Consider the following 12,895-nt stretch of genomic DNA (forward strand, 5'->3'; position numbering starts at 1 on the left):
GGATGCAAGCGATCGATTACACCTGGGCGGACAGCCTCGAAGCAGCCGTCGAAGCCTTTGCTGCAGTTGGCAGAGACGCGCGCTACATCGCCGGCGGCACAACGCTCTTTGATCTGATGAAGCTCGGGGTGGAGCGACCGACGCATCTTATCGACGTTACCGGCATCGGGGGCCTAAACACGATCGACACGAACGGCGACGTATTGCGGTTTGGTGCCTTGGCGCTGATGAGCGACGTCGCTTACGCACCAGTGGTGCGAGACGAATATCCGGTCCTTTCCGAGAGCTTGCTGAAAGCAGCCTCGCAGCAATTGCGCAATATGGCCACAGTGGGTGGCAACCTGCTTCAGCGAACCCGCTGTCCCTATTTCCGCAACGGCGCGGGGTCACTGTCTACAGTCGGCGTGTATCCCTGCAACAAGCGTGTGCCCGGTTCCGGTTGCGCGGCAATCGGCGGGTTGGACCGAGGCCATGCGGTCCTTGGCGTGAGTGACGCTTGCATCGCGGTCTCACCGGGCGACTGGCCAGTGGCGTTGACGGCCCTGGGTGCATCGGTCGAAATTCATGGACCCGCAGGAACGCGGACCGTCCCGATTTCGGACTTCTACAGGCTGCCCGGCGATACGCCACATCTGGAATTCAATATAGCCCCAGCCGAATTGATCACGGCCATTACCGTCCCGAAAGCGCCAAGCCGTTCCTCGACTTATCACAAGATTCGCGACCGGGAGAGTTTTGCGTTCGCGGTGGCATCCGCCGCAGCTGTGGTCGAAATGGAAGGAGCCGATGTCCGAACGGCCCGCATCGCGCTTGGCGGGGTCGCAACGATCCCATGGCGAGCGCAGAGTGCCGAAGAGATGCTGCGCGGCAAGCAATTGACGCCCGAGCTCGCCCTTGAAGCTGGCCGGGCCGCATTCAAGGATGCGCGTCCGGGCCAGCATAACGCCTTCAAGTCCGATCTGGGAGCCCGGGTTGTTGCCGATGCCTTGATGATTGCCGCGGAAAGGAGAGCGTGATGCCGTCACAAACCTTCTCAGAAATCGCCCGCGTCGACGCCAGGGATAAGGTACGGGGCCGCACGACGTACGCAGCCGATATCAGGCTGCCCGGCATGCTGCATGCGATGCTGGTCCCTGCCACCATTGCGAAAGGCAAAGTCACAAAAGTTGACGTCACCGCGGCGACCAAAATCCCCGGCGTCGTTCATGTCCTGTCCATCGGCGATTTTCCCTCACTTCGTCCACAAATATTGTTTCGTGGGCAGCCGATCGCGTTGGTTGTCGCTGAGACGATCGAGGCCGCGATCGAAGGTGCTGAAGCCATATCTGCTGACTACGAAGCGGCACCATTCGTGCCCTTGATGACCAGTCCTGGTGCACAACGCGTCCCCGCAGAAGGCTTTAATACAGGCGACGTCGACAGGGCGTTTGAAAATGCAGGCGTCATTGTCGAGGGCACTTTCGAGACGCCAACCCAGCACCATAACGCCATGGAGTTGTTCGGGACGGTCGCGGAATGGTCTAACGGGCGACTGACGGTCCATGAGGGCTGCCAGAATATTGAGGCGGCCAAGGGCGCACTCGTTAAGACCTTAGGCCTTGCTCCGGACCAGGTTGCGGTCAAATCCGAACATGTCGGAGGTGGGTTCGGGCAGAAATCTCCTCCCAAGCTTCAATCCGCGTTGGTTGCTCAGGCTGCCAGACTCACAGGGCGGCCGGTCAAGCTGGTCACACCGCGTGGGCAGTTGTTCCATATCGCCAATTACCGGGCGCGCAGTGTTCACAATATCCGTCTCGCCGCCGACGCGCAGGGGCGCTTGGACGCCATCCTCTATGATGTGGTGCAAGAAAATATCCCTGACGGCGGATTCCGCTCAAGCGGTTACCATGAGGATATCGCGCGTCTTTATGCCATCGAAAATTTTCGAGCGACGGCCGGCGATATCCATATCGACCGCCAGATGCCGCGACACACCCGCGGGACGCATCCGTTCCCCGCCGGGTTTGCGCTGGAGAGCCTGATCGACGAGATGGCTTACAAGCTCGGCAAAGATCCGGTTGAACTTCGTCTCGAGCATGAAGCAACGAAGGACATCATCGCTGGGCAGTCGCTGTCGCCGCATTTCCTGAATGACTGCCTGCGGGAAGGTGCAAGGCGCTTCGGCTGGAGCCGGCGAACAGCTGAACCGGGATCGATGCGACTGGATGACGGCACGATGGTCGGATACGGCGTCGCATGCGGGATTTTCGGGGCGTCGGGGTCAGCTGCCGAGACGACACTGCGGGTACGTGCAGACGGCACGACACGGGTGATTTCGTCCGGGCATGAAATGGGCCAGGGTATCCGGACTGCGGTCGCGAACACAATCATCCAAGGACTCGACATCAACCCCGATCGTCTGGAGATTTTGCTTGGGGATACGACTGTCGGTCCGCAGATGATGACCGTTGGCGAGCGTGGCACGGCGAGCATCATCCCTGTCACGGCAAAGGCCGTCAGGGCGTTGCGCGCCCGCTTTGATGAGCTTGCGGGACCGAACCCGCCGGCAGGCAATTTGCATGAGCAACTGGCGCGCCTAAAACGTGCCCAAATCGAAGTGGTGGTTTCGGAGCTTGCGCCTGGGCAGGACGCCTCCGCTCTTGAAGCCTTTCGAACCGGGAGTCGTGCAGGTGCAGGCCCTGAATATCCAGGCTTTACATCAATGAGTTACATTGCCCAGTTCGTCGAGATTCATATCGAACCCAGAACGGGCCGCATCCGCATGCCGCGGGTGGTCAGCATTGCCGATGTCGGCCGGGTCGTCAGTCCGGTGACCGCTCGTGGGCAGATGTATGGCGGCGTTGTCTGGGGTTTCAGCACGGCGCTTCGCGAGGAGACTGACGTCGATCCGCGGTTTGCCGGCTACCTCAACGCTGATTTGGCCGACTACCTCATGGCGGTTAACGCCGACATCGGTGACGTCGACGTTGGCTTCATCGACAAACCGGACACTATGGTCAATTCGGTGGGCGTCAAGGGAATGGGCGAACTCGTCATGCTCGGCACCGCTCCTGCGATCGCCAATGCGATTTATCACGCGACGGGCAAACGCGTCAGAAAGCTGCCGATCCGCATCGAAGATGTCCTTTGAAGAAAGTCGGCCGCCAAGCGCTGCGTCATGCGGGTCCAAATGACTATTTGTATTGGTCGACGGATCGCCTCTGTCGTTGTGGCGCTCCCATGTAGAAACTTGTCCCATGGCGGCCGGCCGGATCCGTCTAATGATCGAAGCAGGCACCCACATGCTCCGGGGCATTGGTCATGATCTGCGCACGGCGCTGACGCGGCTGAAACTGCGCGTGGAGCGGACGGGAAAGCGGTCAGAAGGACGCCTGCTCTCCGATATCGATCGGATTGAGAGCCTGCTCGTCGAGAACCTGAATTATCCTCGAAACGACTATGCGACAGAGACAGTTGAGCTTATCGACGTCGCAGGCATCTTGCAAACAGCCTGCAGCGAATTCGCCGTATCGGTCACGCGTCCGATACACCGAGCCAAACAGGCTTCTTGCCAGATGCCGGCCACTTTCCATTGCACCCGCGGTCACCAATTTTACGACAACGCCGTTGAGTTCGCAGTCGTGGTCCCCATAATCCGGCAAGCGAAGGGGCGTTCGATCCCGAGGCGGCCATTTGAGATCCTTTTAGGACATGTGAGAAAATGGGTTTGGCCGAACCGCTGTGAAACTTTGATACACTTTTTTCGATGCGAACCGCGCTCTCTTCTGTAAAAATAGCTCAAGAGGTTATGCAGATGCAGAATTCATCGCATGTCGTGGTTGTCGACGATCACAGCGATATCCGAGATCTGGTTCGACAGTATCTCGAGCAGCAAGGCTACAAGGTGAGCGTGGCAGAAAGCGGCGCGGCCCTTCGACGCCTGCTCGAGCGCGAGCGCCAGGTGGTGGACCTGATCATTCTCGATGTCATGATGCCGGGCGAGGACGGATTGAGCGTGTGCCGTCAGGTGCGTGCCGCGACCGACATCCCGATCATTTTCTTGACCGCATTGGTCGAAGATACCGATCGTATCATCGGACTGGAACTTGGCGCTGACGACTACGTCGTGAAACCATTCAACCCCCGCGAACTCCTGGCTCGCATCAGGGCGGTGCTTCGGCGTGCGAGCAATCCGCTGACACAGCAGCGCATGACACAGCAGCAACGGGCCGTCCGCATCGGCCAGTGGCGCGTCAACATGGGACGTCAGGAAATTTCCGGTAGCGACGGCGTTGGAATACCCTTGAGCACTGCCGAATTCCGTCTGCTGAAAGTCTTCATCGAAAGGCCCGGCCTGATCCTGAGCCGCGAACAGCTGCTTGATCTGACCGTCGGCAGGACGGCCGACATCTTCGATCGCAGCATCGACAATCAGGTGAGCCGGCTTCGCAAAAAAATCGAAGAGAACCCTAAAAATCCGTCGATCATCAAGACGCATTGGGGCGGCGGCTACAGCTTGGCTGCCGAGGTGGCGTTCGAATGAACCACCTCTGGAACAGAAGCCTGGCGACGCAACTTATCGCGTTTACGCTTGCGGCTTTGATCATTTCCCAGGCGCTGACATTTCTAATCTCCTGGAAGGAGCATTCCAAAGCTCTCGACGCTGCAGCCAAGAGCGAATTCCTCAGTCGAGCGCGCACGCTGACCCGACTGGTGGAAACCGTACCGCCCGAATATCAAAAGCAGGCTCTGCTTGCGAGCGAGACGAGGGACTCGCGTTTTTGGGTGAGCGATCGTGAAGCGGAAGACCCCGCCGCCTGGCGCCTGACGGCTGCCGCCGAATTTTCCCGGCCTCTGGAGAATTTCGTGGACCTCGTCAGGATCTTTCAAGATGGCTCAGCCAGGACGCAGGTCCCTGATGCGAAGAGGGTCGCAGCGTCGAACGGCGGTGAGGGATGGCGCGTTCCAATGCAGAGCCTCTGGGCGCTCCCGCAGCCGATCAAATATGTCTATTTCGACGGCTCGCGGGGCTATGGCCTTGTCATCAAGGTCGATGAGAGGACCTGGCTGAACGCAGCCTTCTATATGCGACAGACTGGAGGCTGGTGGACCTCCACGTCGCTCGCCTCGCTCAGCCTGACGGCACTCATCCTGGCTCTGCTCGGCGTGTTCTTCGCCAGCCGCATATCAAGACCGTTGCGACATCTTGCGACCTCGGCCGAAGCCTTGGGGCGGGGAGAAAACCTGCCGCCGCTTTCGGAAGAAGGACCGGAAGAGGTCCGGCGCACCGCCGAAGCCTTCAACAAGATGCAAGGCCGGCTGCACCGTTTCCTTGAAGACAGAACGAAGATGCTGGCCGCGATCGGTCACGATCTGCGAACGCCCCTGACGACCTTGAGACTGAGGACGGAGTTCGTGCAGGATCAGGAGATCCAGCGAAAAATGCTGTCGACGATCGATGAACTTCAGGGCATGACCGAGGCCGCCATTTCTTTTGCGCGTGGGGAATCGACGGAAGAGGAAACGCGCGACATCGATCTGGAAGCGCTGGTTGGAAGCATCTGCGACGACCAGTCCGATCTTGGCAAGCCTGTCAGTTTCGTCGAAGGCGTGAAATTGTCCTATCGCTGCCGGCCTGATGGTCTCAGACGCGCTGTGCGAAATCTCGTCGAAAACGCCGTGCGATATGGCGGAGAGGCGCGGGTCTTCATCCGGCACACGGCTGCGACCATCGACATCGTCGTCGAGGACCGCGGTCCAGGCATTCCCGACCTTATGAAGGAAAAGGTGTTCACGCCGTTTTTCCGGCTCGAGGCTTCGCGCAATCGCGACACCGGCGGGATTGGACTTGGCCTATCGATCGCGCGTGCTGCAGCCAGGCAACATGGCGGTGACATTTCCTTCACAACAGGAGATGGCGGCATGCAAGCCGTTCTTTCTCTGCCACGCGATGGCCGTGTGGAAACGCCTGCTGTCCCCAAGGGGCGCGACTGGAAATCCCTGCGCGGGTCGATTGGGCTCCGTGCGCCGAACCTTGCCGAGAAGCCGACAAAGCCGCGGACGCAACATTGATCTCGGCGCCGTTGCACCTCCATCGTCACCCTCGGCAGGCGGCAGCCACCATCCACATTCATGCGTGTCGATCGAAAGTGCACCTTGGACAGCTATTCTGGTAGCGGTGCCGCAGCCTCGCCGCTCATGCTGCGACACTTGATTACATTTTGACTCGTCTGCGGCAAAGCTCTGCGACAAGGCCGAACTAACCTTCCCCTCATCAAGCACAAGGCGCGAACAAGACGGGCGTCTTTCAATCGTCGCCTCGACGATCGTCGGTTGGCCGCCCTGCGCTTCCAGCCCCCGATGGAGACCACGGGCCGATCGACCGACGCGCGATCAACATGGAAAGGAATGGTCATGGCAGATCAGAACAACAGCTACAGAGTCGAACAACACAGCATTTCGGCGATCGCCAGAGGAGTGTTGGCCGACATCATTCTGTTTGCCTCCCTCATCTCACTGACGGCCGTCATCAGCCTGGCGGGCAATTGATGGTGGTTGATACACTTGGTTACAGTTTTGGTCGCGTTCGGCACACCCGTGCGACAGAGCCGGCTTAATTTCCCGCCGATCGCGATCCTGGTGGGGCGCATGGGCGCCCGCCTCGCGTGAAGACCGTTCACAGCCGCGCAAAGGTGTTCGATGATGCGAGCCAAATGCTTTTCGACCGTCTATGTTGCCATGATTTTTTGCCTCCCGGCCCTGCTTTCAAGTTGCAACGCTGACGTGGCAGCACAGGAGCGGCCAGCTCGTTCGAAACCTGAAGTCAGCGCGCAGACCTTGCATCGCCAGGCAGTGACACTGACGACAGAATTGGCGGGCCGTACCGGTGCACAGATGGTTTCGGAGGTCCGCCCTCGCGTGTCCGGCATCATTCTCAGGCAAAGTTTCGATGAGGGCGGCTTGGTAAAAGCCGGAGACGTCCTTTACGAACTTGACCCCATGCCGTTCGAGGCCTCCTACCGCAATGCCGAGGCTGCTGTGCAGCGGGCCGAAAGTGCCCTTCCGAGCGCCCGAGCGCGCTCGCAGCGCTATGAGAGCCTCAGTGCGAGCAGTGTCGTCAGCCGCCAGGATTTCGATGAGGCACGAACACAGATGCTGCAGGCCGAGGCGGACGTCGCCGCTGCCAGGGCAGCTCTTGAAACCGCCCGCATCGAACTGGAATATGCCAAGGTCCGCGCCCCGATCAGCGGGCGTGTGGACGCTTCAAATGTGACCGAGGGTGCGCTGGTTACCGAAGACCAGGCGTCGCCAATGACGACGATCCGCCAGACGGACATCATCAATGTCGACCTTGTGCGCTCGAGCGCCAGCCTTCTCGCGCTCAACAAGGCACTCGCGTCGCAGGATATCAAGCCACAGGAAGGCTCGGTGACCGTCGAACTCCGGCTCGAAGACGGCAGCAAATACGGCCATCCCGGAAAGTTGCAGTTCCGCAACGGCGCCGTATCGCAAACGACCGGCATGGTTCTGATGCGCGCCGTCTTCCCCAATCCGGAAGGCGCGCTCCTGCCCGGGATGTATGTGCGGGCACTCGTTGAAGACGGCTATGTCGAAGATAGCGTGCTCATTCCGCAGCGCGCGGTCTCACGCAATAGCCGCGGAGAGGCCACGGCGCGTTTCATCAGCGCCGACGGGAAGATCGAGGAACGTGTTCTGGCCGTCGAGCGCGGCATCGGCAACAATTGGTTGGTGACCGCTGGCGTCGGGGAGGGTGATCGTGTCGTCGTCGAGGGCCTCCAGAGGGCGGCGATCGGCGAAGAGGTCCAAGTCACCGCAGTGACCGTCGATAACGAGACGGGGGAGTTCGTTGCCGTCGCCGAGGCGGGTCGGCCATCTGCAGGAAAACCCGCAGAGGTTTCCGTGCGGTTGCCTGACGCCGTAACGCGGTGAGGCGGCGCCATGTCGCGTTTCTTCATCAGCCGCCCGATCTTCGCATGGGTGCTTGCAATCGCCGTCATGATGACAGGCGCGATCGCAATCACGACCTTGTCCATATCGCAGTATCCGCAGATTGCTCCCACATCGGTTCGCATCACCGCCAATTATCCGGGCGCCGACGCGAAGACCGTCGAGGACTCGGTGACTAAGGTGATCGAGCAGGGCATGACGGGCATCGAAAATCTGGACTATGCGTCCTCGAACTCATCCTCCACCGGCGAGGCGTCGATCACATTGACCTTTACGAGCGCCGCCGACCCCGATGTCGCACAGATGCAGGTCCAGAACAATCTCCAGCTCGTCCAGGCACGTTTGCCGAGCGCGGTCCAGGACACGGGGCTGACGGTATCGAAGTCGACGTCCAGTTTCTTCCTGATCGCCTCCTTCCTGTCTGAGGACGACAGTCTGTCCGGAACGGATATCGCCGACTTTGTCGACAGCTCCCTCATGGACTCGTTGCGGCGCGTGCCAGGCATTGGCGAGGTGCAACTGCTTGGCTCCTCCCGCTATGCCATGCGCATCTGGCTTGACCCCGACCGGCTCGCCCAGCATGGGCTTATGGTCACTGATGTGACGCAAGCGATCAGAGCGCAAAACACGCAGGTGGCCGCCGGTCAATTCGGGGCTCTGCCGCAGCGGCAGGGCCAACAGCTCAATGCCACCGTGACTGCGGGAAGCCGTCTCCAGAGCAAGGAGCAGTTCGAGGCAATCATCCTCGCGCGCGCTTCCGATGGCTCGGTCGTGACATTGAATGACGTTGCTGAGGTCGAACTTGGCTCCGAGAGTTATACCACGAGCGGAACCTATAGCGGTCATCCCTCCGCAGGCGTCGGCTTCCGCCTGGCGGCCGGCGCAAATGCGCTTGAAGCTGCAGAGGCGGTGCGCGCCGAGATCGAAAGCTACAGAGGTAGCTTCCCCCCAGGCGTAGAGGTCAAATATCCCCTCGACACGTCTCCTTTCGTGCGCCTGTCGATCGAGAGCGTCGTGGTGACATTGATCGAGGCTGTCATCCTCGTCTTCATCGTCATGTTCGTTTTCCTGCAGAACCTGCGCGCGACGATCATCCCGACGCTTGCGGTACCTGTGGTGCTGTTGGGGACCTTTGCTGTCATGGCTGTGTTCGGATACTCGATCAACACACTCACCATGTTCGGCATCGTTCTTGCGATCGGCCTTCTCGTTGATGACGCGATCGTCGTCGTCGAGAATGTCGAGCGGGTCATGGAAGAAGAGGGGCTCGGGCCGCGCGAGGCGACCTTGAAGTCCATGGGTGAAATCAGCGGCGCCCTGATCGGTATCACGACCGTGCTGTCGGCGGTTTTCATCCCCATGGCCTTCTTCTCTGGTTCTGTTGGAATCATCTACCGGCAGTTCTCGATCACTATCGTCTCGGCAATGGTGCTTTCCGTGCTGGTGGCCCTGGTTTTCACGCCGGCGCTCTGCGCCACGATCCTCAGACCGCCCGGATCCGGATCCGAAAAGGCCGCGCCGTTTCGCTGGTTCAATGCCGGCTTCCAGAGGTTCACCGCACTTTACCAGCACGCCACGCTTTCGATCGTCCGCCGGATCGGCGTGGCGCTCGTCCTGTTTGCGGCGCTATCGGGCGCGACCGTCCTGCTTTTCGCGAGGTTGCCGACCGCTTTTCTGCCAGAGGAGGACCAAGGCAGACTGATGACCTCTATCCAGCTTCCGCCGGGAGCGACGGCTGACCGGACGCGGCGGGTGCTGGACCAGGTGCTCGAATACTACCTGACCAGCGAGGCAAGCTACGTCGACGGCGTATTCGGCGCTACCGGCTTCAGCTTCGGTGGCCAAGGTCAAAATGTTGCGACAGTGTTCGTCGCTTTGAAGGATTTCGATCAGCGCTCGGAACCCGAAGCCTCTGCGCAGGCGATTGCCGGACGTGCGATGGCAGCCTTCGGCGCAATTCGCGATGCGCGTGTCATTGCCTTGTCGCCACCCGCCCTGCCGGGCTTCGGAAACAATAGCGGCTTCGATTTCTTCCTACGTGACACCGGTGGCGCCGGGCATGAGGCGCTGATGGCGGCTCGTAACCAATTTCTGAGGACAGCTGCGGCGAATGAGAGGTTGTCGGGCACCAGGCCGAATGGCCAGGAGGATACACCGCAATATTCCGTTTCGATCGATCGCGGGCGGGCGAGCGCGCTCGGCATTACGCTTTCCGATATCGATGCGACGCTGTCGACGGCTTGGGGAGGCAGCTATGTGAACGACTTCGTCGACCGCGGGCGGGTCAAACGTGTCTATGTCCAGTCTGATGCGTCTTTTCGCATGCAGCCTGCCGATTTCGACCGCTGGCATGTCCGCAACGATCGCGGGGAGATGGTGCCGATTTCGGTCTTCTCGACAGGACGGTGGGATTTCGGCTCGCCACGGCTTGAGCGATACAATGGCGTGTCAGCAGTACAGCTTCAGGGCGCGGCGGCCGTAGGAATAAGCTCAGGTCAGGCGATGGCGGAGATCGACCGTATGGTGGGAGAGCTGCCTGCGGGTTTTTCGCACCAATGGACGAGCCTTTCGGCTCAGGAACGGCTTTCCGGCAATCAGGCCGCATACCTCTATGCCATTTCCGTCGTGGTCGTCTTCCTGGCGCTTGCGGCGCTCTATGAGAGCTGGACGGTGCCATTCTCCGTCATGCTTGCCATTCCCGTCGGGGTCTTCGGGGCACTGGTTGCGGCAAGTACTTTCGGACAAGCCAATGACGTCTATTTCAAGGTCGGGCTTTTGACGACGATCGGTCTTTCGGCGAAGAACGCCATCCTGATCGTGGAATTTGCCATTACCGAGGAAGCCGGCGGGAAGGGATTGGTGGAGGCGACGCTTGAGGCCGCGCGCCAGCGGTTGCGGCCGATCCTGATGACATCCTTCGCGTTCATCCTTGGCGTCCTCCCGCTCGCCATCGCCGACGGCGCGGGTTCCGGTTCCCAAAACTCGATCGGTATAGGTGTCATGGGCGGCATGATATCGGCGACGGTCCTCGGCATATTGTTCATCCCCATGCTCTTCATCGTGACCCGGCGAGTGTTCAGCCGCGGACCGCATCCCAAGCCTTACGCGGATGCGGGAGTAAGCGCTCCCGCCGAATAGAAGAGCATATCGACCGTCGGCGAGCGGCGCCCGCGAAGCCGCACTCTTCGACTTTCTTGAATACGCTTCGCCAGATGAGGATCCCGAACATGCAGATGGCATTTCTCCACGGCGCGGCACCACAGCTGCTCAGCGTCCTGCGCATCATCGCCGCCACATCATTCTTCACGCATGGAATGATGAAATTGTTCGGTTGGCCGGCGCCGTTCGAATACCCGCTGAATGCGCTGCTTCTGGCGGCCGGCTTTCTTGAAGTCATCGGTGGTGTGCTTCTGGCGATTGGTCTGTTTTCTCGCCAGGTCGCTTTCCTGCTCTCCGGCCAGATGGCCTTTGCTTATTTTATTGGACACGGTTCACAAGGCTTCTTTCCCGCCCTCAACGGCGGCGAGACCGCAATGTTGTTCTGCTTCCTCTTCCTCTACATCGCCGCCGCCGGCCCGGGACCATGGAGCCTCGACGAGGTGGCTTCGAAGGCACCACCCGTGCAGCAGGCAGATCCGTCTAACTGACTTTTGCGGGCGAGGTGGCGCTTGATTTATGTCATCGACGGTCCGCTGAGGTTCTCCACGGGCGAGGGCGCCCTCCGCGGACGTGCGACAGATTGATACAAAGTGCGCGATCACTGACAAATCCATCAGACAAGTTCGCGCTAGATTTCGGTCGGACCGGTTCCTTCATCCCCCACAACCAAGGACCGGGTTCCCCCGCATCGGCAGCCTGACCCCACGGTTGCCGATGCCCCCTTCAAGACGAAGAAAACCTGCCGTTGCTCCGGACCTCGAGAGGATCTGATATGAACGAGATGGTAGCCATCACTCCGCTTCCTGCACCCGTCCAAGCGAGGATGTCGGACGATCCGTCAGAGATTTTGCGCTTTGCCGTTGACTGCTTCGACCGAGGAGAGGTCGCGATCGCAACACTCGTCGACATTCGAGGCGGGGCGGCTCGTTCTCTGGGTTCGCTGGTTGCGGTCGCTGTTGACGGCAGCTACTGCGGCTATGTCTCCGGCGGCTGCGTGGAGGCTGCGGTTGCTTTCGACGCACTCCTTGCGATTGCCGAGGGTCGGGATCGGACTATGATGTTCGGCCAAGGCTCTCCCTTCTTCGACATAGCCCTGCCGTGCGGCGGCGGCATCACCGTTGCAATCCATGTCTTGCGCGACATTTCTGCGATCCGGCTTGTCCTCGAACGCCTGGAACGGAGGCAGCCGGTTGGCCTTCGTTATGTGCCGTCCAATCAGTCTCTCGTGGCCGTGGATCCGCCTGTTCAATCTGGTTGGTTTGAAGACGAGTTTCTGTCGGTATTCCTTCCGCGAACCCGCATCCTGATCTCGGGTCGTTCGCTCGAGGCGCGGGCCACGGCGCGCTGTGCAACGATCCTGGGCTACGATGTGATCCGGATCGAGAACGGCAATCCCCACTATGTCGCGAAAATGATTGACGCCTTCACGGCCGTGGTGCTTTTGCATCATGATCTCGAGGCTGAAGCGCCGCTTCTCGGACTGGCGCTCAGCTCGCCGGCATTCTACATCGGTGCCCTGGGCAGCATGAAAACGCACAGCAGGCGTGTCGAATTGCTGACGAGATCTGGTTTTGCCAGGACCGACATCGATCGCATCAAGGCACCGATCGGGCTGTTCGGCCCGGCGCGCGACGCGACCTCCCTTGCCCTTTCGGTGCTCGCCGACATTGCCGCGATGAGGCAAGGCATTCGTGAGTCGTGAGGCCATTGATACGAGCCCGCCTCCGGCACTCTTGCCAGCCCCGATAGAAAGTGCCGATTGTCAGATCTGCTGTCCGTCTCCATCATG

Annotated in this window: 10 protein-coding genes; all 10 read left to right on the forward strand. The window is 60.2% G+C overall.

All coding sequences use genetic code 11. The features are described from left to right. Positions 1–2 precede the first annotated feature (2 nt). The 10 genes from RWJ89_RS23420 to RWJ89_RS23465 all read left to right on the forward strand — a co-directional run bounded on the left by RWJ89_RS23420 (position 3) and on the right by RWJ89_RS23465 (position 12,808). A complete protein-coding gene (locus tag RWJ89_RS23420; RefSeq protein WP_025398349.1) occupies positions 3–1,016 on the forward strand; it encodes an FAD binding domain-containing protein in 1,014 nt (337 codons plus the stop codon). Then, positions 1,016–3,130: a xanthine dehydrogenase family protein molybdopterin-binding subunit gene (locus RWJ89_RS23425; RefSeq protein ID WP_222061970.1), complete on the forward strand. Its 2,115-nt coding sequence runs from the start codon at positions 1,016–1,018 to the stop codon at positions 3,128–3,130. The genes RWJ89_RS23420 and RWJ89_RS23425 overlap by 1 nt, the downstream gene beginning before the upstream one ends. Before the next feature lie 130 nt (positions 3,131–3,260). Beyond that, a complete protein-coding gene (locus RWJ89_RS23430; protein ID WP_316031504.1) occupies positions 3,261–3,770 on the forward strand; it encodes a hypothetical protein in 510 nt (169 codons plus the stop codon). Between the two features lie 23 nt (positions 3,771–3,793). Then, positions 3,794–4,522: a response regulator gene (locus RWJ89_RS23435; RefSeq protein ID WP_026158848.1), complete on the forward strand. Its 729-nt coding sequence runs from the start codon at positions 3,794–3,796 to the stop codon at positions 4,520–4,522. Continuing rightward, on the forward strand, positions 4,519–6,051 hold the full coding sequence (locus RWJ89_RS23440; RefSeq protein WP_131665772.1) for an ATP-binding protein: 1,533 nt from the start codon (positions 4,519–4,521) through the stop codon (positions 6,049–6,051). Before RWJ89_RS23435 ends, RWJ89_RS23440 begins: the two co-directional genes overlap by 4 nt. Positions 6,052–6,393: 342 nt before the next feature. Continuing rightward, a complete protein-coding gene (locus RWJ89_RS23445) occupies positions 6,394–6,528 on the forward strand; it encodes a hypothetical protein (protein ID WP_260685545.1) in 135 nt (44 codons plus the stop codon). Positions 6,529–6,717: 189 nt separating this feature from the next. After that, positions 6,718–7,929, forward strand: a complete 1,212-nt coding sequence (locus tag RWJ89_RS23450; RefSeq protein WP_244735607.1) for an efflux RND transporter periplasmic adaptor subunit — start codon at positions 6,718–6,720, stop codon at positions 7,927–7,929. 9 nt (positions 7,930–7,938) lie between these two features. After that, the gene (locus RWJ89_RS23455; protein ID WP_316031505.1) at positions 7,939–11,085 is read left to right on the forward strand and encodes an efflux RND transporter permease subunit; all 3,147 of its coding nucleotides are present in this window, start codon (positions 7,939–7,941) and stop codon (positions 11,083–11,085) included. Positions 11,086–11,174: 89 nt separating this feature from the next. Next, complete coding sequence (locus tag RWJ89_RS23460; RefSeq protein WP_222000251.1) at positions 11,175–11,594, forward strand: DoxX family protein; 420 nt, start codon at positions 11,175–11,177, stop codon at positions 11,592–11,594. Between the two features lie 284 nt (positions 11,595–11,878). Beyond that, entirely contained in the window at positions 11,879–12,808 is a 930-nt protein-coding gene (locus RWJ89_RS23465) for an XdhC family protein (RefSeq protein WP_222000252.1), read from the forward strand. The last annotated feature ends 87 nt before the right edge of the window (positions 12,809–12,895 follow it).

The organism is Rhizobium sp. 10PS4 (assembly GCF_032464805.1).
GTDB lineage: Bacteria > Pseudomonadota > Alphaproteobacteria > Rhizobiales > Rhizobiaceae > Rhizobium > Rhizobium laguerreae.